Origin of the sequence: Streptomyces cathayae, from assembly GCF_029760955.1 — a bacterium.
Taxonomy (GTDB): Bacteria; Actinomycetota; Actinomycetes; order Streptomycetales; family Streptomycetaceae; genus Streptomyces; species Streptomyces cathayae.
Window position 1 is genome coordinate 1,958,123 of the sequence record NZ_CP121682.1, and the last position, 19,840, is coordinate 1,977,962.

24 protein-coding genes are annotated in these 19,840 nt (G+C 68.9%); 9 read left to right on the top strand and 15 right to left on the bottom strand.

Going from position 1 to position 19,840, the window contains the following annotated elements:
- Positions 1 to 104: 104 nt before the first annotated feature.
- A protein-coding gene (locus PYS65_RS35165; RefSeq protein WP_423836155.1) for an IS630 family transposase occupies positions 105 to 1,176 on the top strand; the annotation gives its coding sequence in 2 pieces (ribosomal slippage) (positions 105 to 595 and positions 594 to 1,176; 1,074 coding nt in all).
- A gap of 449 nt (positions 1,177 to 1,625) precedes the next feature.
- Here the strand turns inward: PYS65_RS35165 and PYS65_RS08850 are convergent.
- Together PYS65_RS08850 and PYS65_RS08855 are read right to left on the bottom strand one after the other, a co-directional pair.
- The gene (locus tag PYS65_RS08850; protein WP_279333259.1) at positions 1,626 to 2,453 is read right to left on the bottom strand and encodes an alpha/beta fold hydrolase; all 828 of its coding nucleotides are present in this window, start codon (positions 2,451 to 2,453) and stop codon (positions 1,626 to 1,628) included.
- A 417-nt stretch (positions 2,454 to 2,870) separates the two neighbouring features.
- Positions 2,871 to 3,515, bottom strand: a complete 645-nt coding sequence (locus tag PYS65_RS08855) for an SMI1/KNR4 family protein (RefSeq protein WP_279333261.1) — start codon at positions 3,513 to 3,515, stop codon at positions 2,871 to 2,873.
- 70 nt (positions 3,516 to 3,585) lie between these two features.
- On the opposite strand from PYS65_RS08855, the gene PYS65_RS08860 reads away from it, so the two are divergent.
- Both PYS65_RS08860 and PYS65_RS08865 read left to right on the top strand, forming a co-directional pair.
- Entirely contained in the window at positions 3,586 to 3,903 is a 318-nt protein-coding gene (locus PYS65_RS08860) for a S1 domain-containing protein (RefSeq protein ID WP_279333263.1), read from the top strand.
- Positions 3,904 to 4,085: 182 nt separating this feature from the next.
- On the top strand, positions 4,086 to 4,331 hold the full coding sequence (locus PYS65_RS08865; protein WP_279333265.1) for a hypothetical protein: 246 nt from the start codon (positions 4,086 to 4,088) through the stop codon (positions 4,329 to 4,331).
- Positions 4,332 to 4,719: 388 nt separating this feature from the next.
- Here the strand turns inward: PYS65_RS08865 and PYS65_RS08870 are convergent, their stop codons facing one another.
- Both PYS65_RS08870 and PYS65_RS08875 read right to left on the bottom strand, forming a co-directional pair.
- Positions 4,720 to 5,196, bottom strand: coding sequence for a hypothetical protein (locus tag PYS65_RS08870; RefSeq protein ID WP_279333267.1), 477 nt, complete (start codon positions 5,194 to 5,196; stop codon positions 4,720 to 4,722).
- Positions 5,197 to 5,470: 274 nt separating this feature from the next.
- The gene (locus tag PYS65_RS08875) at positions 5,471 to 5,863 is read right to left on the bottom strand and encodes a VOC family protein (protein WP_279333269.1); all 393 of its coding nucleotides are present in this window, start codon (positions 5,861 to 5,863) and stop codon (positions 5,471 to 5,473) included.
- 496 nt (positions 5,864 to 6,359) lie between these two features.
- Here PYS65_RS08875 and PYS65_RS08880 point away from each other — a divergent pair, with 496 nt between their 5' ends.
- A complete protein-coding gene (locus PYS65_RS08880; protein ID WP_279333271.1) occupies positions 6,360 to 7,424 on the top strand; it encodes an IS110 family RNA-guided transposase in 1,065 nt (354 codons plus the stop codon).
- Between the two features lie 207 nt (positions 7,425 to 7,631).
- Here the strand turns inward: PYS65_RS08880 and PYS65_RS08885 are convergent, their stop codons facing one another.
- Positions 7,632 to 8,123: an SRPBCC family protein gene (locus PYS65_RS08885; RefSeq protein ID WP_279333273.1), complete on the bottom strand. Its 492-nt coding sequence runs from the start codon at positions 8,121 to 8,123 to the stop codon at positions 7,632 to 7,634.
- A 365-nt stretch (positions 8,124 to 8,488) separates the two neighbouring features.
- On the opposite strand from PYS65_RS08885, the gene PYS65_RS08890 reads away from it, so the two are divergent.
- The 4 genes from PYS65_RS08890 to PYS65_RS08905 all read left to right on the top strand — a co-directional run bounded on the left by PYS65_RS08890 (position 8,489) and on the right by PYS65_RS08905 (position 11,012).
- Positions 8,489 to 8,977, top strand: a complete 489-nt coding sequence (locus tag PYS65_RS08890; protein ID WP_279333275.1) for a GIY-YIG nuclease family protein — start codon at positions 8,489 to 8,491, stop codon at positions 8,975 to 8,977.
- 331 nt (positions 8,978 to 9,308) lie between these two features.
- Entirely contained in the window at positions 9,309 to 9,617 is a 309-nt protein-coding gene (locus tag PYS65_RS08895; protein WP_279331601.1) for a transposase, read from the top strand.
- Complete coding sequence (locus tag PYS65_RS08900) at positions 9,614 to 10,537, top strand: IS3 family transposase (RefSeq protein WP_279331602.1); 924 nt, start codon at positions 9,614 to 9,616, stop codon at positions 10,535 to 10,537. The genes PYS65_RS08895 and PYS65_RS08900 overlap by 4 nt, the downstream gene beginning before the upstream one ends.
- Positions 10,538 to 10,577: 40 nt before the next feature.
- Positions 10,578 to 11,012, top strand: a complete 435-nt coding sequence (locus tag PYS65_RS08905) for a DUF5959 family protein (protein WP_279333277.1) — start codon at positions 10,578 to 10,580, stop codon at positions 11,010 to 11,012.
- Between the two features lie 166 nt (positions 11,013 to 11,178).
- On the opposite strand, the gene PYS65_RS08910 is transcribed toward PYS65_RS08905, so the two are convergent.
- The 10 genes from PYS65_RS08910 to PYS65_RS08955 form a co-directional block, all read right to left on the bottom strand.
- Positions 11,179 to 11,493 (bottom strand): hypothetical protein, encoded by a 315-nt coding sequence (locus PYS65_RS08910; protein ID WP_279333279.1) that lies wholly within the window; start codon positions 11,491 to 11,493, stop codon positions 11,179 to 11,181.
- A gap of 308 nt (positions 11,494 to 11,801) precedes the next feature.
- Complete coding sequence (locus PYS65_RS08915; protein WP_279333281.1) at positions 11,802 to 12,284, bottom strand: hypothetical protein; 483 nt, start codon at positions 12,282 to 12,284, stop codon at positions 11,802 to 11,804.
- A gap of 182 nt (positions 12,285 to 12,466) precedes the next feature.
- Positions 12,467 to 13,390 (bottom strand): LLM class F420-dependent oxidoreductase, encoded by a 924-nt coding sequence (locus tag PYS65_RS08920; protein ID WP_279333283.1) that lies wholly within the window; start codon positions 13,388 to 13,390, stop codon positions 12,467 to 12,469.
- A gap of 59 nt (positions 13,391 to 13,449) precedes the next feature.
- The gene (locus PYS65_RS08925) at positions 13,450 to 14,535 is read right to left on the bottom strand and encodes a sensor histidine kinase (protein ID WP_279333285.1); all 1,086 of its coding nucleotides are present in this window, start codon (positions 14,533 to 14,535) and stop codon (positions 13,450 to 13,452) included.
- The gene (locus tag PYS65_RS08930; RefSeq protein WP_279333287.1) at positions 14,528 to 15,271 is read right to left on the bottom strand and encodes a response regulator transcription factor; all 744 of its coding nucleotides are present in this window, start codon (positions 15,269 to 15,271) and stop codon (positions 14,528 to 14,530) included. Before PYS65_RS08930 ends, PYS65_RS08925 begins: the two co-directional genes overlap by 8 nt.
- Positions 15,272 to 15,339: 68 nt before the next feature.
- Complete coding sequence (locus tag PYS65_RS08935) at positions 15,340 to 16,044, bottom strand: VanZ family protein (RefSeq protein ID WP_279333289.1); 705 nt, start codon at positions 16,042 to 16,044, stop codon at positions 15,340 to 15,342.
- Between the two features lie 74 nt (positions 16,045 to 16,118).
- Entirely contained in the window at positions 16,119 to 16,595 is a 477-nt protein-coding gene (locus tag PYS65_RS08940) for a DUF6099 family protein (protein WP_279333292.1), read from the bottom strand.
- 190 nt (positions 16,596 to 16,785) lie between these two features.
- Positions 16,786 to 17,145, bottom strand: a complete 360-nt coding sequence (locus PYS65_RS08945) for a nucleotide pyrophosphohydrolase (RefSeq protein ID WP_279333294.1) — start codon at positions 17,143 to 17,145, stop codon at positions 16,786 to 16,788.
- A complete protein-coding gene (locus PYS65_RS08950; protein ID WP_279333296.1) occupies positions 17,138 to 18,406 on the bottom strand; it encodes an AAA family ATPase in 1,269 nt (422 codons plus the stop codon). Before PYS65_RS08950 ends, PYS65_RS08945 begins: the two co-directional genes overlap by 8 nt.
- Positions 18,407 to 18,542: 136 nt before the next feature.
- Positions 18,543 to 18,959 (bottom strand): cell division protein SepF, encoded by a 417-nt coding sequence (locus PYS65_RS08955; RefSeq protein WP_279333298.1) that lies wholly within the window; start codon positions 18,957 to 18,959, stop codon positions 18,543 to 18,545.
- 242 nt (positions 18,960 to 19,201) lie between these two features.
- On the opposite strand from PYS65_RS08955, the gene PYS65_RS08960 reads away from it, so the two are divergent.
- Positions 19,202 to 19,657 carry a tellurite resistance TerB family protein gene (locus PYS65_RS08960; RefSeq protein ID WP_279333300.1) on the top strand — a complete coding sequence of 152 codons (456 nt, stop codon included), beginning with the start codon at positions 19,202 to 19,204 and terminating at the stop codon, positions 19,655 to 19,657.
- The last annotated feature ends 183 nt before the right edge of the window (positions 19,658 to 19,840 follow it).

Genomic DNA, 19,840 nt, shown 5'->3' on the forward strand with positions numbered 1-19,840 from the left:
ACACCGGTGGCAGCCAACTCCCTGGACCGCGCCAAGCAGGCGGTACGCACGCAGGTCTGGGACGCCCTGACCGCCGCGGGCGCCGTCCACGACCCCTCCGACCGCTGGCCCTGACCGCCGAGCGTCGGGAGTTCCGGGAACGGTTACGGCTGGAGGCGGCCGAGCGGTTCGAGTGTGGTGAGACCAGCGCGATGGTCGCCAAGGAGCTGCGGGTCAGCGTCCGGTCGGTGCAGCGGTGGCGCCGAACGTGGGCCGAGGACGGTTTTCGGGCCCTGACTTCCAGCGGCCCGGCATCGCTGCCGCGGCTGAGCCACGAGCAGTTCGCCCAACTGGAGCGGGAGCTCGCCAAAGGGCCGGCCACGCATGGCTGGGAGGACCAGCGGTGGACGCTGGGCCGGATCAAGACCGTGATCGGTCGGCGCTTCCCTATGACCTACACGGTCCAGGGTGTGCGCAAGCTCCTGGTGCGTAACGGCTGGTCGCTCCAGGTCCCTGTCCGCCGGGCCCTGGAGCGGGACGAGGAGGCCGTCGCCGGCTGGGTGAAGGTGGGGGTGCCCCCGCTGGCGGGGGAGTGTGGCCCTGCGCGGAAGACTCGCGGCGGCCCGTGGAGCCTGGCTCCTCTTCGAGGACGAAGCCGGTTTCTCCATGACGCCGCCGCACGCGAAGACGTGGTCGCGGCGAGGACGCACCCCGGTGGTGCGGGTCCGCGGCCGCTCCCGCAGACGCATCTCCATTGCCGCGCTGACCTGCTACAAACCCGGGCACAGGTCACGGCTGATCTACCGTCCCCGCCGCGACGACGGAAACCGCGACGGACGCAAGAGCTTCTCCTGGCGCCACTACCGCGACCTGCTCATCGCTGCCCGCACCCAGCTCGGCGGCCCGATCGTCCTCGTCTGGGACAACCTCAACGTTCACAAGGCCGCAGGGCTAAGGGAGTTCGCCGAGACGCGGGACTGGCTGACCATCTACTACCTGCCGTCCTACGCACCCGATCTCAACCCCGTCGAGGGCATCTGGTCCCTGCTGCGGCGTGGCTGGCTCTCCAACGTCGCGTTCACCACCCCGGAGCACCTCATGCAGCGCATACGAAGTGGCCTCCGCCATATCCAGTACCGCAGCCACCTCATAGACGGCTGCCTCACAGAGACGGGGTTGACGATCACCCCCCGATAAAAGGACACAGGGAACCGAGGTCGGGTACACCACCGACTTGCTTCGGGACGAAGAGGTCGTAAATTCACATCCCTCCACCCCGACGCTGAGCTGGGGGCCAATCGCATGATCGCGACTGGCCCCCAGCCTTGCTCGAGGACCAAAAGGGCCGAACGAAGTTGATCAGGCCCGCGTCACCCTCTTCCCGGTCTTCGGCGCCCTTCCCCCGCTCTTCGGCGTGGAAGCTGAGGAGCGGGGCGTGCAGGGAGCGGGGCAGGTACCGACGACGAGCCGGCCCCGTGACTGGACCGGCACCACATTTGACGCGGTCTCACGCCGTGGTGCGCGGCGAAGTCCCACGGCCGGCGCACACGAGCTGATCCACCGGCTGCGCCTGACGGTCGAGGCTTGCGGGCGGGCATCCGCAGGCCAGAACGCGAGAAGACCAGTGCGCGACGAGGCGTGGCCGGTCAGCCGCGTGCGAATTCGAGGAGGTCGGCATTGAACCGTCCCGCGAACTCGGGAACCATCGACAAGCCGTGCGGAGCACCCGGGTAGACCTTGAAGGTCACGTCCTTGACGAGCTGCGACGATTTATTCGCGGATGCCACGATGGGAACGATCTGGTCGTCGTCACCGTGAATGATCAGCGTGGGGATGTCGAACTTCTTGAGGTCCTCAGTGAGGTCGGTCTCGGAGAACGCCTTGATGCAGTCGTGGGCGCCCATGATGCCCACCGTCATGCTCCAGAGCCAGAACTCGTCGCGGGTCCCCTGCGAAACGGTCGATCCTTCGCGGTTGGCGCCGTAGAAGGGAGCACTGAGGTCCTTGTAGAACTGGGAACGGTCCGTCAGCACGCCTTTTCGGAGCTCGTCGAAGACGTCGATCGGCAGCCCCTGCGGGTTCTCTTCCGTCTTGAGCATCAACGGGGGGATCGCGCCGAGCAGAACCGCCTTGGTGACACGACTGGAGCCGTGTCGGCCGATGTAGCGTGTGACCTCTCCCCCGCCGGTCGAGTGACCGACCAGGATGACGTCACGAAGGTCGAGGGTCTCGATGACCGAGGCCAGATCTTCAGCGTACGTGTCGAGGTCGTTCCCCTTCCAGGGCTGGCCCGAGCGTCCACCCCCACGCCGGTCGTGGGCCACAACCCGGAAGCCGTTGTCCACCATCAGCTTCAGCTGCGGATCCCACGCGTCCGCGATCAGTGGCCAGCCGTGGGAAAAGACCACCGGTGGGCCCGACCCCCAGTCCTTGAAGTAGATCTGTGTGCCGTCCTTGGCAGCGGCAAAGGCCATGATTACCTCTCTAGCGCTTGTCCGGGAATCCGCACTCCACGGGAATTCAGTGCCCGAGCCGCGCTTGGAATGTCACGCCACGACCAGCAGCGGACGCACATGGGGGGCGACGGAGAGGTCAGCAGCGGAAGGCGGCCGATGAGCACGTCGTGTGTCCCACCCTACTTGGGAAGCTCCACTTCAGCGCATCGAGAGGCACACTGCGACACCCTCGCTCGGGCCGTCTCTGAGCCGTGCGGGGGGTGCTCAACGAGGCCAACGTCGACAACCGTCGACAGCTAAGTCGCAGGTCGCAGCGTTGATCGATTACACGGCCGCAGGTCAGAGACCCGGCCCTTCACTTCTTCGGCTATTGATCGCGCCGACGGCGTTGACTCGCCCTTTGAGGCTCCCCCGACCTCACTATCCGCTGCTATGTCATGACCGATGCACGGTCCGGTCACTGCGCAGCGGTATGAAGTCCCAGTGCAGCCTCTGCTCCTGGTCCACTACCGGCGTGTAGCCGTTGAGGGGCTGGTTGGTCTCGAGAGACGTGGCGATCGCCTCCATGAGCACCGGCAGGGACGTCCACATCTCATGCGATACGCGCATGATGCCTTCCACGGCCTCGGCTTCGTGGACGCGCCCCCGGTCGATCTCGGGACGGTGGTCCAGCACGAGGTGCCCCCCGCCGACGTCCCGCGCGATGGGGATCAACTGCGGGTGGCCGAACAGGACGCTGCTGGACCCGATCTTCATGAAGTCGTAGTCCGCCTCGTCTCCTTTCTCATCCGCCGTGCGCTGGTCGTAGAAGCCGGTGAGAAGTTGCCAGGCAGCCGCTATCTCGCGTGCACTCATCGGTCGGTAGAACGCCGGCAGCAGCGAGCCCCGCTGGTCGAGGAGACCGTCGTGCCGCAGCAGCGACCTCACCAAGGGCCTCAGCAATGGCCGGCCGATGACGCGTTCGATCGCGGCGATGTCCGCCGGATCCGCGGGCGGCGCCAGCGCGGCGTAGGTCGCTGGCGCGTGCTCGGCCAGCCAGTTCTCGATTCGCGTCCACGACTCACTGATCGGTGCGGTCATGGCCCGGCATCCTGCCACCTGGTACCGACACCCCCGGGGAACAGCCAGCCGGGGATGTCATGCTCCAGCGATGGATGAGTATGCGTGGCCGACGGGTCCTGACGTGCCGGCCGCGGGCGAGGTGCGGCGGAGCTGGGCGGCAACCGTCGCGGCCCTGCCCGTAGGGACCCGGATCACCGGCGAGGTCATCGGTCGCCAGCCCTTCGGTGTCTTCATACGTATAGATGGTGTGCCGAACGCTATGGCGCTGGCGGAAATCACGGCCATGCCGCAGTGGATGGACCTTCCGGGCCTAGGATCCCTCGTCAGTGGTGAGGTCTTCTGGCACGCCGCTCACAACCACCAGGTCAAGGTCCGGCTCGACGAGTGGCGGGCGGCTGACGAGTGATCGCCCCCGGGCCGTCTCTGGGCCGTCCGACGCCGCTCAGTGACGACCGGTGACGACTCCTCACAACAGTCGTAGCGAGCGTCAGCCCCAGGTCACCCGATTGGGTCTGCGACACTGGTACCGCCATGCCTAAGCCCGGAGAACTGGCAGACGACACCGGGCCGGCTGACTACGGTGGTCCCGTGCTGGAAGACGATGGTGGTCCGGCCGCCTGGCTGGAGTCGAAGCGGCTACTCACCAGCCCTGAGCGTCACATCGATACGTTGCGACGCCTGCTCGCCGAGGACGACAACGCGCTTCTGCTGTACGACTATGACCTGATCAGTGATCCGCAGACAGTCGCCATCACAAGAGCTCAGCAGCGCGCAGCGGGACAGCGTCGCCGTAGGTTGCGGCGACTGACAACGCGTCAGCGCTCAGCGAAGTGACATCAGCCGATGACATCAAGACCCCCGGACGGCAACGGACTGGAACGGCCACAGGGGCACCGCCATCCCTCAGCGTCGTGGGTGCGGAGCAGGCCGCACTCCCCGGTGAGCGAGCTCCTAACGCGGTGGTCATAAGGTGACCGTTGACGGCAGCGCTGACGGCAACGACGGCGGACGGCAGCGGCACTCAGCAGCCCAGCATGGTGCCGACATAGGCCGATCGGGTTGACCTGCCAAGGCTTGCCCGCATCTTCTAAGCGCCGGGTCGTATCCCGGTTGACTGTCTGGGTAGTTGGCCAGTGAGCGCGATAGTTGGCCGCACTGAGCGCCGCTCGATCGTGGCGCGTCAGGTGACGGTGACGAACACGGTGATGCCGAAGGCCCGCAGCTACTGCGCCGAGGTACCGCGCGAGTAGCGGCGGCGCAGTGCGCGCAGCTGGGCCACTTGTTCCTCGAAGGGCGGTGCCTCCGCGGCGTCGAGGTACGGCACCGGCAGAAAGACGACAGTGCCGCCGCGCAGCTTGGCCGCGACACGGAGATGGGTGCTGCGGTTGCGGGAGTCGCTGCTGTCTACCCGTACTTCCTCGAAGTGGACGATCTCGTCCCACTCCAGCCGGTGCCATCGCAGCACCGTGCGAAACCTCAGTCCGGCCGGCCCCGCCTCCACGCGGCGCCCGAGCAACGCGAGGGCACTCGCAACGGTCGCCACAGCGACGGTTCCGGAGAGGATCACCCACTTGTCGGCCTGCGCAACACCGAGTCCGGCCGCGACCCCTGCCGCAATCGCCACCAGTGCGGACAACGCGATCGCCACACGCACGGACTTGCCTCCGGCGCGCAGGGTCAGCTCACCATGATCGGTCACCCTCGTGATCCTGCCACCCGCCCGCCACCGCGCCCAGGGTGCCGATCACACCTGGCCAAGCGGCCCGCGCCGCCGCACTGGCGGGCCGTCTCTGGGCCGTGCGGGGGTGCTCAACGATGACAGATGACGACAGTCGACGACGGCTCTTCCCCTGCTCAGAGACGGTGCTTCGGGTACCGGCGCAGGTGCCGATCAGTGAAGCAGTGTTGAGGAACTTCAGGCCAATCCCGCAGCAATGGCCCCTGCCGGTGACGCAGGAGTATCCACTACGTGACTACGAGGACACTGGGGGCAGTGCGGCTCGTTCGGATTCGGCCAGGAGGATGCAGAACTCATTGCCCTCCGGGTCGGCGAGCACGACCCACCCCCAGCCGTTGGGCTTTCGGTGATCGGCGACCAGGGAGGCGCCCAGCGCCAGGAGTCGTTCGACCTCCGCGTCCCGCGAGGTGTCGGGACGCAAGCACAGGTGAAGCCGGTTCTTGCCTGCCTTCGGTTCCGGTACTTCGTTGAAGTGCAGGGCCAGGCCGCCCGGCAGCATGATCTCCGTCTCGTCGTCGCCCGGTTCGTCCTCGGGGTCGGGCCGATGTCCGGTCACCTCGCTCCAGAAATGGGCCAGTTGGTATGCGTTTGCACAGTCCACTGTCATGTTCGTCACTGTCGAAACCATGCGGGTGATCCTCTCCGAGCGAAGCGGCGGACGCCACCGGAAGTGCCGAAGCGGCGCGATGCCCCAGGAGCACCGCGTGGATCGCAGGGGGCCCGGGGACGGGACATGACACCCTGACAGGGATCGGCGTACAGCACTGAAGCACAGCAACCAATCCTGTCCGTTGGCGTCTTCCTAGGGCCGTAGCACGGCCGGAATAGCCGTCCGCGACCGATCTACATAGAGCTACGGATCAGAAGGTCTCTGACATCCACGGCTGACTGTGAGGATGTCGGTGGTGCTGCCCGAGGCGGTCTGACCCGCCGACTGACCGACGCACAGGCTGTCTTGTTGATGACATGTCGGCCGACTCGGGTGGCGCCGCCCTGCGCGCGGCCGGTCGGGCGTTTGTGACCTCATAGGAGCCCGGCCAAAGGTCCCATCACAGTCTTGTCCTCCCGCCCGACCGGCGCGTGCCATCCCTCATGCGTCGCACGGAAGGACAGCACTCATCAGCATGGCAGAAGAGACAACGGTGATCGGCGGCGTCGACACCCACACCGACTTCCACCAGGCCGCAGTGATCGACTCCATCGGCCGGCACCTGGCCACCGAGACATTTCCCACCACTCACGACGGCTACCGTCGGCTACTGCAGTGGCTTCGCTCGCACGGCGAGGTCATGGCCGTCGGTGTCGAGGGCACCGGCGCCTACGGCTCCGAACTTGCCCGGGTGCTGCGGGCGAACCAGGTCACCGTGATCGAGGTGGACCGCCCCGACCGACGAGCCCGCAGGGCCAATGGCAAGTCCGATCCCGTAGACGCCTTCGCCGCGGCGACAGCAGTACTCTCCGGCCGGGCTGGCGGGACCCCCAAGACCCGCGATGGCATCGTGGAGGCCATCCGCGCGTTGCGAGTGGTCCGCCGCTCGGCCGTCAAGGCCCGCACACAGATCATCAACCAGATCCGCACCCTCATCATCACCGCGCCGGGCGAAGTCCGTGAGCGGCTGCGCACACTGGCCCCCGCCGAGCTGATCAAGCAGCTGTCACGGTCCCGGCCCGGCGCGGACACCCGCGACCCGGCCTGCGCGGTCAGGATCGCCCTGCGGCGTCTGGCCCGCCGCCACCAGTACCTCACCGAGGAGATCGCCGACGCCGATGCCGAACTGAAGTCGCTGGTGGCCGAAGCAGCACCCTCGCTGGTCGCGCTGTCCGGAGTAGGCACCGAGACCGCCGCCCAGCTCCTGATCACCGCCGGCGACAACCCCGAGCGGCTCACCTCGGAAGCATCGTTCGCGCACCTGTGCGCGGCAGCCCCCGTCCAGGCCAGCTCGGGCCGCACCAACCGGCACCGCCTCAACCGCGGCGGCGACCGCCGGGCCAACCACGCACTCCACATGATCGCGCTGGTCCGCATGCGCTACGACCAGCGGACCCGGAACTACGTCGCCCGCCGCACCGCCGAAGGCATGTCCAAGAAGGATATCCTCCGCTGCCTCAAACGCTTCATCGCCCGCGAGGTCTACCAGCACCTCACCCGTCCCCACCACACACCGAAACCACTCACACAGAGCGCTTGACGGTCTATAGGAGCTTCATCAACGACGCCGGACGGAGGCGTACACCAGCGACTCTGCTCGGTCGTCGCACCAGTCGACGGCAGCAACCGGAGCGGGCTCGGATCGAACTCCTCAAGCGGGTGTCGCAGGACCGAATCCTGCCAAGCCAGGCCTTCAGGATCGACCCTGCGTACGGCCTTCGCCACCGGGCTGCCCGCACGAAAGCCGTCAAACGGGCCGGGCCAGACGGGCCGTCAGAACACAGGCCCGGGCCCGCTGGACCGCTCCCGCCTGTGAGGCGGCGAACCGCAGCAGGCCCGGGGGCGTCCGCAGGTGCAGGGTGTCGGTGACGACGCTGCCGGCCTCGTGGCGGTCGATGGCGAAGCGGTAGCTCATGCGGACCCGGCCGGGGCTGCGGACCTCCCCGAAGATCTCGGCGGAGTGCGGGAGGCCGTCCGGGACGGCGACGAGCGTGACGTCGGTGATGTTGTCGTGCCGCAGGACGCCCAGGAAGCGGAAACGCTCCACGGCCGTGTAGCTCACGGTGCCGCCGTTGCGGCGCACGTCACGGACGGCAACGACGAGCGGCGACAGGCCGACGTAGTGCAACGGTTCGGCCAGGTGCGCGAAGACCTCCTCCGGCGGCGCGGCGATCTGAAACGTGTGCTTCAGCTCGGTGGACAGCACCTCGGCCCCCTCCTCGATACGGCGCGCCGGCACGGTGATCCTCCCATCGCCGGGGCGGAAAGTTCCCGTATTCCGGCGGTAGGGCGGTCTGCAGGTCGGTACAGCTCATCGGAGCCCAGCCCCGGAGCCGACGAGAGGCGTGCCAGACGCGTGCCGGATCGTGCGGGGAACCACGGGGAACAGCGGGCGATCGGTCGGCGACCAACCAGTCGGGACACACCGTTCCGTCCCAGTTCAGTAAGGCAGCGAAGACCGAAGCACACGAGCTTCCCAAGCTGATGTCACATGTCAGCGTCGACCAGTAACCTGCGACGATCAGCCGTGACACGCCTGGAGGCTCCGTGGAAGCTACCGCTCTCGTCAATCCCGACCGGTTGTGGTCAGCGCAGGAGGTCTTGGTGCGTCCGAGTCCTGTACCGGCGGCGGCAGGGGTCTACGGGTGGCACTTCGAGCAGTCGCCCCACCCGGACCTGGGCGCCGGGCGCCTGCTCTACGTCGGGATAGCCCCGCGGTACATGGCGAACCGGACCAGCACCCAGAACCTGCGCAAGCGGGTGCGCTACCACTACCGGGGCAACGCGGCCGGCTCGACCCTGCGGCTCACCCTCGGTTGCCTGCTCGGACTCGAGCTGCGCCGCGTGGGCAGCGGCAAGCGGATGACCTTCGGCAGGGTCGGAGAAGCCATCCTGAGCCAGTGGATGGCGGACAACGCGCGAGTGTGCTGGATCGAGCAGAGCGACCCGTGGGCCCTGGAGTCAAGGCTCATCTCCCAGCTCGACCTCCCGCTGAACCTCGACCAGAACCGCCACAACGCGTTCCACAGCCGATTGAAGGAACTACGAGCGCAAGCACGCCAGCGAGCGCGGGAGTTGCCCATCAGCTCGTAGGCTGCCGAGCGGGCCGATGTCTGGGCCGTCTCTGGGCCGTCCGAGGCTGCTCAACAGTCGCCAATGACGACCAACGACGACCACCAAGCGCGCGAGCATACTGGCGCTGACCAGCAAAAACCCAGCTCACCAAGATCCCCGGCAAGACCCAGGGCAAGAAGACAGGTCTTGAGTCATCCAGTGAGACGGTGAGCGCGGCAGGCATCGTCAGTGGTGCTGTCTGGAGTGCGCAGCATCAGCGCTGAACCGAACACCCAGGGGTGAGGTTCCCCCGAGATGCGGAGAATGGTGACAGCAGGTCAGGTAGGACTCACAGAGAGGAGCCCTGCTGATGCCTGCCCCGAGGAAATACCCACTGGAGTTGCGTGAGCGCGCGGTGCGGATGTACCGCACTGCGGAGCCGAAGCCCGTGATCCGCCGCATGGCCGAGGAACTCGGTGTCCATCATGAGGCCCTGCGCGGCTGGATCCGCCAGGCCGAGGCCGACGCCGGCGAACGCGACGACCTGCTCACCAGCGACGAACGCGCCGAGCTGGCCGCGCTGCGCAAGGAGAACACCCAGCTCAAGCGGTCCAACGAGATCCTGCGGACGGCCTCGGCTTTTTTCGCGGCACAGCTCGACCCGACCCGGCCCAGGTGACCGCGCTCCTCGACGAGCACGAGAACCTGGAGGTCGAGCCCACCCTCCGGGAACTGCACATCCCTTCCTCCACCTACTACCGCTGGCGCCGGGCGAAGAAGGAGCCGTGCGAACGGCACCGCCGGGACACCGAGCTGACCAGGCAGATCCAGCAGATCCACACCGACTCCGGCGGAATCTACGGCTCGCCCCGCGTGCACGCCGTCCTGAAGCGCGAAGGCGTCTACGTCGGCCGCAAACGAGTCGAACGGCTCATGCGCGAAGCCGGCCTCGCCGGGATCAGTCCTCGCCGGACGGGCAAGGGCTTCACCCGCCGCGACCGGGACGCCGACCTCGCCCCGGATTTGGTCAGGCGCGACTTCACCGCCGACAGGCCGAACCGGCTGTGGGTCACCGACCTCACCATGATCTCGACCCTTGAGGGACCCTTGTGGCTGTCGGCGATCAGGGACGCGTTCTCCCGTCGGGTGGTGGCCTGGGAGACCTCCGCCCACGCGGACGCCGACCTCGTGCTGGCCACCCTCGAGTACGCCCTCGCGTCCCGGGAGGTCGAGCCCGGCCAGCTGATTCACCATGCGGACCACGGCTGTCAGTACACGTCCGTGAAGCTCACAACACGCTTGGTGCGGGCAGGAATTGAGGCATCCATGGGCTCCGTCGGGGACTCGTACGACAACGCCCTGGCGGAGAACCTCTGGATGCTCATCAAGACCGAGGGCCTCCGCGGCCGCACCTTCGCCACCCGGGCCGAGGCGAACCTCGCGCTCTTCGAGTACATCGACGGGTTCTACAACAGTCGGCGCATCCAGAAACGCCTCGGCTACCTCAGCCCCGTCGAGTTCGAAGAGAAGCACTACGCCGAGCAGGCAGCGTCCGAACGAGTGAACCTGAAACCCCGCCAACCCGCTCTGACCAGCTGATCAGCCCCTCCCGAGCAACGGGGGAACCTCAGGGTGGGACATGAAGGAGCCCGAGCGGTTCGCACTGCTGCGGATCACCGGTAGATACGGCGGCAGTGTTGCGGTCGAGTTGAACGACTCCTATGCCCCGGGCATCCCGGACATGAAGGGGCAACTCCTGGTCCACAACGATTTCGTGGCCGGTGTCCTCGACACCCATGTGGATCCAAGAGACCTGGCCGGCTGGGCACACGTATGGGACGAGGTCACCGCGGGGCACGACGCCGTCTGGCGTGAGGCTGCACGAGTCGCCGAGATCGGCATCCGCCTGAACTGGCGGGAGGACGACCACGATGGGATCACGGTCACCATCGCCGACCAGCAGAGCACCAGGCTGGCCCTCTCCCTCGAAGTGGACCGCGGCTGGATCGACGAGCAGCGTGCCCTGCTCAAGAGGCTCGGCACCGTCTGGGCGCACCTGATCCCGACGGACTGAGGAGCTTCAGGGGGCAGCCCGTGCCACAGGCGTGCCAGATACAAGGGTCAGCCACGGTCAACGGGGGTGTCTCGCGGTCGCGTTCTCGGTGGCCTGACCAGGTATCGAAGCTCCAGGTCAGCGCCCCCACTCCCCGCCTCTCTCCTAAAGCGGTTGTCCGGCCCGCTCACCGAGTCCACACCCGTTGGAACTCCTCGGCCGGGACGGTCTCCAGCAGATCTTCTTCAGGGTCGATCGCTTGGTCGGTCAGGCCGCCGTGCTCGTCCTCCAGGTGCTCCCAGCTGTACCGGTGGAGTCGGCCGGCCGGAGTCAGCTCGGCTTGCTTGATGACGACCAACTCGCCGTGGTCGGGTACGGCCTCGATGTACCACAGACCGCCTTCCTCGTCAGCGTGGCGGAAGTGGTGTCGCAGGGTGGCGTTCTCATCGAGTGCTCGGAAGTAGGCCACGCTCTCTGCCTTGATGCGCTCCAGGTCAACCACCGGGCCATCGTGCCAGCGAGCGCGCGCGGGTTACTCCGTTCTGACATCAACGAGTGACATCAACGACGCCGGACGCCGGCACTCCTGGGCGGTCCGGCATGACCAGCGTGGCCGGGTGGCCCCCCGGCAGTGCCGAGGAGCGATCGAGCTCCTCAAGCAGGTGTCGCAGGTTCCGAATCCCGCCGGGGCACGGAGCGAAGGGCCAACTCGGGGCTCCCCACCACGCGTACCACCACGTCCACTGAGCTGAGTCACCATTGGCGGGTGGCACCCCTTCGCCGCTGCTTCAGGCGGTTGGTGCCTGCGTTTCAGCGGCCAGGCGGCTGGGCCGAAAGCGCGGTTGGTGGGATTCCCAGCGCGTCCAGTCGGGCCAGGAGTTCTGCTGCCTGTTCGTCCGTGACGGCCATCCACAGAGCGGTTCCCGAGTCACTGGCGCTGAAGACGAGCCGGTCTCCTCGCCAGCCTTCGGCGTTGATCGTGTGAGGAGCCAGGTCCAACAGCAGCTCGAACTGCGCGTCGTCACGGACGTCGATCTCGATTCCCGTCCCAGGATCGGCGCGCCGGGAGCGAATACCGTCCGCCCTCTCCTGCCGGGCCAAGACCAGCGCGCGCTCGTAGGAGTGCAGTACCGCAGGCGGCCAGGCATCGTCGCTGTAGGCGTCGAAGTGGGCTGTGTCGATGCCGGAGCGCAGCACGCAAAGTGCCTCGCGATGAACGAGCACGACGTCCGCAGGGCTCAATCCGTCGACGAGCACAAGTTCGCGGCCAGGGCCGCCTTCCTGGTTGATCACACGCGTGACCTTCTCACAAGCAGTGGCTCCCCCCACCCCAGAAGGAAGGCAACCGCCACCGATACCGGCTCGACGTTCCTCGACCGGGGCCGCTGTCCGGTGAGCGGATGGCTTCTCCCACCCGCAGGCCTGCCATGAGCGCGGGCAGGCCTGCGGGTGGTCTGTTCGCGCGGCCGGAGGGGCTAGGAGAGCTGGGACTGGACCTGGGAGGAGATCAGTTCCAGGTGGTCGAGGTCGGAGAGGTCGAGGATCTGGAGGTAGACGCGGCGGGAGCCGATCTCGGTGTAGCGGCCGATCTTGTCGACGACCTCGGCGGGCGAGCCCGCCAGGCCGTTGGTGCGCAGTTCGTCGGGGTCGCGGCCGATCGCGGCGGCGCGGCGGGCGATCTCCCGGTCGTCCTTGCCCACGCAGGCGATCAGGGCGTTGGAGTACACGAGGTCGCCGGGGTCGCGGCCGGCTTCCTGGGCGGCGGCGCGTACCCGGCCGAACTGGCGCTCGCTGTCCTCGAGGGAGGCGAAGGGCATGTTGAACTCGTCGGCGTACCGCGCGGCGAGCCGGGGGGTGCGGACGGCGCCGTGGCCGCCGATGAGGACCGGGACCTTCGACTGGGCGGGCTTGGGGAGCGCCGGGGAGTTCGTGAGGTCGTAGTAGGTGCCGTGGAAGCCGTAGGTCTGGCCGGGCTCGGTGGCCCACAGCCCGGTGACGATCTCCAGCTGCTCCTCCAGGCGGGCGAGCTTCTCCTTGGGGAAGGGGATGCCGTACGCCGTGTGCTCCTCCTCGAACCAGCCCGCGCCCAGGCCGAGTTCGATGCGGCCGCCGGACATCTGGTCCACCTGGGCGACCTGGATGGCGAGGACGCCGGGGAGGCGGAAGGTGCCGGCGGTCATCAGGGTGCCGAGCCGGATGCGCCGGGTCTCGCGGGCGAGGCCGGCCAGGGTGATCCAGGCGTCGGTGGGGCCGGGCAGACCGTCGCCGGAGCCCATTTTGACGTAGTGGTCGGAGCGGAAGAAGGCGTCGAAGCCGAGGTCCTCGGTGGCCTTGGCGACGGTGAGCAAGGTGTCGTAGGTCGCCCCCTGCTGGGGCTCGGTGAAGATACGGAGATCCATGTCTTCATCCTGCCTGGTCGGGCCCGGTGCGGTCGGGCCGGTCCCGTCGGGGACGGTGCCTACGGCGTGTCGGGAAGCCGGACCGTGGCGAGGAGGCCGCCGGTGGGGCGGGGGGTGAGGTCGAGGGTTCCGTCGTGGGCGCGGATGATGCTGTGCACCAGGGCGAGGCCGAGGCCGACGCCTGCGTGCTCGTCGGTGCGTGCGCGTTCCGTTGCGCGCTGGAAGGGTTCGGTGAGGGTCGGGATCAGTTCCGGTGGGAGCGGGGGCCCCGTGTTCTCGACCCGCAGCACGCTCGTGCCGCCCTGCGTCTCGGTGTGGACCGTGACGGTGCCGCCGGTGGGCAGGTTGTGGACGACGGCGTTCTGGAGGAGGTTCGTCACCATGCGGAGCAGGAGTTCAGCGGAGCCGCCGGTCCGGGTCGTTCCGCCGGTGACGTCGAGGGTGATCCCGCGTTGTTCGGCGAGGGGGAGCAGGGTTTCGGCGGCCTCTTCGGCGAGGAGGGAGAGGTCGACGCTCTCGCGGGTGAAGTTTCCGCGGTCGCTGCGGCTGAGCAGCAGGAGGGCCTCGGTGAGACCGATCGCGCGCGTGTTGACGGTCTGCAGGCGTCGGAGGAGTTCTCCCTGGTCCCGGGCGGGGTCGTCGTCCTTGCGGGCGACGTCGAGCAGGGCCTGGGAGATGGCCAGCGGGGTGCGTAGTTCGTGGGAGGCGTTCGCGGCGAACCTCTGCTGCTCGGCGACGTGCGACTCGAGTTGTTCGAGCATGGTGTCGAACACGTCGGCGAGTTCGCGGAATTCGTCCTGGCGGCCCTCCATGCGGATCCGGTGGGACAGCGATCCGTTCCCGGCCGTCCGTGCCGCGTCCGTGATCCGGGTGAGCGGTGCGAGCATCCGGCCGGCGAGGATCCATCCCCCGACGAGGCCGAACACGAGCAGGAAGGCCATCGCCACGGCCGCGGCGGGGGTGAAGATGCGCACCAGGAGGTAGCGGTTGGGTGAGATCCCGAGAAGGCCCTGGGAGTTGTCGGGGATGTAGCGCAGCAGGAACACCCACACCACGGCCAGCAGGAGGGCGCCGGCGACGGCGAGGAACCCGGCGTAGCTGAGGGTGAGTTTCAGTCGGGTGCTGAGCCCTGGGCGTCTAGGCATGCGCGCAGTCGGGGCCGGTGGTGTCGGGGCCGGTGGTGTCGGGACGGGTGGTGTCGGGACGGGTGGTGTCGATGCGGGTGGTGTCGATGCGGTAGCCGACGCCCGGGACCGTGGCGATGATCCATGGCTCGCCGAGCCGTTTGCGCAGTGCGGAGACCGTGATGCGGACGGCGTTGGTGAAGGGGTCGGCGTTCTCGTCCCAGGCCCGTTCCAGCAGCTCCTCGGCGCTGAGGACCCCGCCTTCGGCGGCGACGAGGACTTCGAGCACGGCGAACTGTTTGCGGGTGAGCGCGACGTGGCGTCCGTCGCGGAAGACCTCCCGGCGGAAGGGGTCGAGGCGCAGGCCCGCGATCTCGCGGACCGGGGGCCGGGCGTACGCGCGCCTGCGGTCGAGCGCCCGCAGCCGCAGGACGAGCTCGCGCAGCTCGAACGGCTTGGTGAGGTAGTCGTCGGCACCGAGTTCGAACCCGGACGCCTTGTCGTCGATCCGGTCGGCGGCGGTGAGCATGAGGATCGGGATGCCGCTGCCGGAGGCGACGATGTGCCGGGCGACCTCGTCGCCGGAGGGGCCGGGGATGTCGCGGTCGAGGACCGCGAGGTCGTAGGAGTGGACGCCGAGCAGCTCCAGGGCGGAGTCGCCGTCACCGGCGATGTCGGCGGCGATCGCCTCCAGCCGGAGGCCGTCACGGACGGCTTCTGCCAGGTAGGGCTCGTCCTCCACGATCAGTACGCGCATGTCAGAAGCCTAGGCGGCACGACATATCGGCGATGTATACGAGGACGTGTGCGCACCGGAGACGCGGCTCAGCCTGCCGGTACGGGCTCGAGGCGTGGTTGCTCCGACGGTGCTTCGGTCGTGGTGCGCCACCAGCGGCGTGACGCCAGGGCGGCCAGCGCGGCGCCGGTGGCGTTGACCAGGACGTCGTCCACGGAGGACACCCGGTCCAGCCGCAGGACGTACTGTGCGGTTTCGACCAGGACCGAGCAGCCCGCCCCGAGTGCCAGGACCCGCGGTACGGACGCCAGCGCCGCGTACCGCATCGGGGCGAAGAACCCCAGCGACGCGAAGACCAGCAGGTTGCCGGCGATGCCGAGTGTCCCCATCGTGAGCAGGTCCCGCAGAGGTACCAGGCTGACCCGGCCGGGGACGATGCCGGCCCCGGCGCCCGGCATCATGGTCATCCAGAGGAACGGCACCGTCCCGTGGACCATGCCCACCTCGGCCAGCGACATCCGCCACGCCGATGCGACACCGGCGGCCCGCCGCCGGCGCGCGAGCGCCCACACCACCAGCGCGGCCAACGGCAGCGTGGCCAAGGTGACGAGCACCACGCCGTTGAACGTGCCGAAGCAGCCGCGCCACTGCCCGGCCATGCACGCCGGGGCGGCCATCAGGAGGGGCCGCCGCACGGCGAACAGGACGCTCGCCAGGGCGAGGAGCGCCAGGCCGAGGAGCATGATTCTGCGTGTGCGGCGGGGTGGTGCCGACAGGGATGCGTCGTGGTTCATGCCCCCATGGGAGCCGGGGGCCGGTTGCGGTGGCGTATGCGGTTTTCGATACGTCCGCGATATCGGGAGGGCTTTCAGGTGTGCTCCGTCTCGCGTTCCGACAGGGCGCGGGCGCGGTCCGCGAGTTTGCGGAGCATTTCCAGGACACGGTCGCGGGACTCGTCCGCCGCGTCGATGGCCTCCACGCACTGCCAGTACGCGGACTCGTCGTCCGCGGAGCAGGCGAGGCCGACCAGCGCGATGCCGACCTCGCCGAGCAGTCCGCCGAGGTGGGTCAGGGTCTGCCGGGTGTCGCCCAGTTCGGTGAGCCGGGCCGCGCGCAGGTCGGCGGGGGCCAGGAGCGGGGTGTCCAGAACAGCACAACCGCGGCCCGCCAGTTCGGTCAGGCCCAGTGCCTCGCCGCGTAGTTCGGGCGGGCCGGCGACCGCGAGGCGGCTCCCTATCGCCTGGGCGAGGGCCTGGGCCTGCCACACCTCCGCCGAGAGCTCCGGCACGCCGCCGGCAGTGGTCAGGGCCCGTCTGCTCTCCGCTATCAGTCGCACAGCGTCCATATGCGCTGCCCCTGTCTGTCCGACGCGCTGCCCACGCGTCCATCCAACTTCCCTGCTCATTACCCAGAGTGAGTCTTGTTCAGTCAAAAAGCCACGGAGAAGGTGGAGATCTGGGGACAAGAATTCACAAACAGTCGATATATCGAACACGGAGCGTAACGGAGAGGGTTCGTCTCCGGGCGGGTGCGGTTCAGACCGGGAAGCGGCGTTCGTTGCGGTCGATCTTGGCGTCCAGTGCGGTCAACGGGTCGACGCCGAGCACCTCGCACAGTTGGAGGAGGTACGCGAGCACGTCGGCCACCTCGTCGGTGACGCGATGCGCGGTGTCCGGGTCGTCCATCACCCGGGCCGACTCCTCAGGCGTCAACCACTGGAAGATCTCGACCAGTTCGGACGCCTCCACACTGAGAGCCGTGACGAGGTTCTTCGGCGTGTGGTACGGCTGCCAGTTCCGCGCGGCAGCGAACTCGGCGAGCCTGCGCTGGAGTCCGGCGATGTCGAGCGGGGCGCGCGGGACGGTCGGGTCGGTGGGGTCGGTCGGGTCAGTCACGGTTCAGGTCTATCACCGTCACTCCGCCCACCCCCGCGGCCCAGGACGCGTCGCTCACCGTGCCGACCAGCCGGATGTGTCCGCGTTCGCACATCCGTGCCGCCAGCCGCAGCAGTTCCGCGCGCTGGAGCGGGTCCAGTCCCCGGTCGAACCCGTCGGCGAGCACGGTGAGCGTCTGCAGCGCGGCGGGCACCTCGCCGGGCGCGTCGACCTCCAGTACACCGGGCCCGGTGAGCAGCACCAGTGCGAGGGCGACGTAGCGCAGCTCTCCCTCCCCCAGCCGGACGAGGTCGGTGCGGACGCCGTCGCCCCGGTCGAGCAGGGCGCGGACCAGTCCCGCGCCGTACGGTTCGGCGTGCAGCCCGGCGACCGGGCCGGCGCATCCCGCGCGCACGGCGGACACCAGGAGCCCGTACCGGATCGCGCACTCGGCCCGGGTGCGCCACAGCGCGTCGGCGAGGTTGCCGCAGCCGCCGAGCAGCCGCCCGCTGCCGAGCGGCACCGGGCCGCGCATGCGGTCGGGGCGGGGGTCGCAGGCGAAGACGGAGCGCAGGGCGACCACCATCTGTTCGGCGGCGGCCAGCACCCTGCGCTGTCCGGGCGTCTTGCCCGCGACGCGCAACGGGAGCAGCGCGGTGCCGAGCCGGTCGTCGGGCAGCGGGCCCCGGGTGACCGGTGTCGACCCGGCCGTGTGCCACGCGGCCTGCACGGTGCGCCGGCCGGGGTCGCGCAGCGCGGTCTCCAGCAGGACCACGCCGTCCGCCGTCAGCCGCTCCCCCACGATCCGCAGCTCCGGTTCGGCCTGCACGGCGACCTCCAGCCGGACCGGGCCCTCGGGGCCGTCGGCGGTGCAGCCGATCCGGAAGCCCCGGCGGCGCTGCGCGTCGGCACGGGCCCGCTCCGGCACGCACGCGTCCGGCTCGGGGAACGCCTCCCACAGCTCGGCCCCGCCGCCGAGCCGGGCGAGCGCCTCGTAGGCCCGCAGCGCGCTGGTCTTGCCGCTGCCGCTGGTCCCGGCGAGCAGGGTGAGCGGGCCGAGCGGGAGCCCGACGTTGCGGTGCCCGGCGAACGCGGACAGCAGCAGCTCGGTGACGCGCGGCCGGTCGGGGTGCCCCTGGGTGGTGTCGGTGCCGGAGGGCACGGTGGACGCGGTGGGCGCGGCAGACGAGGAAGCCGGGAAAGCCGAGGAGGGCGGCGGGAAGGGGATCGGCGCGGGCCTGGAGGAAGGGGCGGAGGACGGCGACGGGAGGGACGGGGTCATGTGCGGAAGGTAAGGGTTCCGGTACGGGGCGAACCGTTCCGCTTGTGCGGTCTTCCCCCGATCGGGCGACATCCTGATCGGCTCCCGGCACCCCCGGCCGACTCCGGACGGCTCACCCCGGCCGGCTCCCGGCGGCTCACCCCTGCCGGGAGCCCCGCCCGTTCCCGGGGATCCCCATGCCCTCCATCAGTCCGGTCACCTCGGTGTCGGCCGGGGTCAGCAGGAAGACGTTGCGGTCGACGCGGTGCATGCCGCTGCCCAGGCCGAAGACGACGCCCGTGCTGAAGTCCAGTACCCGTTTGGCGACGTCGCCCTCCGCGCTGCTCAGGTCGAGCAGGACCGGTATCCCGGCCATCAGGGTCTCCGCGACGTCGCGGGCGTCCGCGAACACGTTCACCCGCAGGACGACGAGGCGGCGGCGTGTCTCGGTCTCGGCCTCCGGCAGGGAGCGGTGGCCCACGGAGGACGGCCAGGCGTCCCGGCCCCGCAGCGGAACGACCTGGGCCAGTCCCTCCCACTGTTCGTCGGTGACGTCATGGCTGTTCACCGGCATGCTCCGTCCCGGGTCGCGCTGATGGTCTGCATCGGCCAATTCTTACGCATGGTCACCCGTTCGGCCCAATGCGACACACTCCGCCACCTCGGTGCGCCCGGGGTGTGGCCTTCTGCGCCGGAACCGGTTCCGGATCCGCTAACTTCTACACTGCTGTAGATATTTACCGTCGACACCGTCCGGGGCCCGACAGACCGCACGGCGTGAAGCCGGTGCCCCGCACCCGAACACTTGGAGTACGCATGGCCCTGTGGGACCGCATCAAGGAGTCCGCGTCGCAGATGCAGAACCAGCTCGACGCGAAGAAGAACGATCTGAAGAGCGGTGCGTTCCGCGACGCGAGCATGGCCATGTGCGCTCTGGTCGCCGCCGCCGACGGTTCGGTCGATCCCTCCGAGCGGCAGCGGGTGGCTCAGCTCATCTCCACCAACGACGTGCTGCGGAACTTCCCCGCGGACGATCTGCGCCGCCGTTTCGAGGAGAACCTCGACAAGCTGACCGCGGACTTCGCCTTCGGCAAGGTGAGCGTGCTGCAGGAGGTCGCGAAGGCGAAGAAGAAGCCCGCCGAGGCGCGCGCCGTGATCCAGATCGGCATCGTCATCGGCGGCGCCGACGGCGACTTCGACCAGAACGAGCAGGCGGTCGTCCGCGAGGCGTGCTTCGCGCTGGGGCTGCCGCCCCACGAGTTCGACCTCTGAGCCGCAGGCCGGACCGCACTCCCGAGGGGTGCGGTCCGGCCCGTCGCGGGAACATGGCTCCCGTCAGGATCGTTGGACCGCCGACAGACCCGACCCACAGGAACAACGAGGAGCCACGTACGTGTCCGGCAGATCGACGGACCCCCCGGGACACAGTCCCGGACCGCCCCGTCATGAAACCGT

Coding starts and splice junctions, on each gene's coding strand:
- PYS65_RS08850 (WP_279333259.1), bottom strand. CDS start 2,453: ATGGCCTTTGCCGCTGCCAAGGACGGCACACAGATCTACTTCAAGGAC.
- PYS65_RS08855 (WP_279333261.1), bottom strand. CDS start 3,515: ATGACCGCACCGATCAGTGAGTCGTGGACGCGAATCGAGAACTGGCTG.
- PYS65_RS08860 (WP_279333263.1), top strand. CDS start 3,586: ATGGATGAGTATGCGTGGCCGACGGGTCCTGACGTGCCGGCCGCGGGC.
- PYS65_RS08875 (WP_279333269.1), bottom strand. CDS start 5,863: ATGGTTTCGACAGTGACGAACATGACAGTGGACTGTGCAAACGCATAC.
- PYS65_RS08880 (WP_279333271.1), top strand. CDS start 6,360: ATGGCAGAAGAGACAACGGTGATCGGCGGCGTCGACACCCACACCGAC.
- PYS65_RS08895 (WP_279331601.1), top strand. CDS start 9,309: ATGCCTGCCCCGAGGAAATACCCACTGGAGTTGCGTGAGCGCGCGGTG.
- PYS65_RS08905 (WP_279333277.1), top strand. CDS start 10,578: ATGAAGGAGCCCGAGCGGTTCGCACTGCTGCGGATCACCGGTAGATAC.
- PYS65_RS08920 (WP_279333283.1), bottom strand. CDS start 13,390: ATGGATCTCCGTATCTTCACCGAGCCCCAGCAGGGGGCGACCTACGAC.
- PYS65_RS08925 (WP_279333285.1), bottom strand. CDS start 14,535: ATGCCTAGACGCCCAGGGCTCAGCACCCGACTGAAACTCACCCTCAGC.
- PYS65_RS08930 (WP_279333287.1), bottom strand. CDS start 15,271: ATGCGCGTACTGATCGTGGAGGACGAGCCCTACCTGGCAGAAGCCGTC.
- PYS65_RS08935 (WP_279333289.1), bottom strand. CDS start 16,044: ATGAACCACGACGCATCCCTGTCGGCACCACCCCGCCGCACACGCAGA.
- PYS65_RS08940 (WP_279333292.1), bottom strand. CDS start 16,595: ATGGACGCTGTGCGACTGATAGCGGAGAGCAGACGGGCCCTGACCACT.
- PYS65_RS08950 (WP_279333296.1), bottom strand. CDS start 18,406: ATGACCCCGTCCCTCCCGTCGCCGTCCTCCGCCCCTTCCTCCAGGCCC.
- PYS65_RS08955 (WP_279333298.1), bottom strand. CDS start 18,959: ATGCCGGTGAACAGCCATGACGTCACCGACGAACAGTGGGAGGGACTG.
- PYS65_RS08960 (WP_279333300.1), top strand. CDS start 19,202: ATGGCCCTGTGGGACCGCATCAAGGAGTCCGCGTCGCAGATGCAGAAC.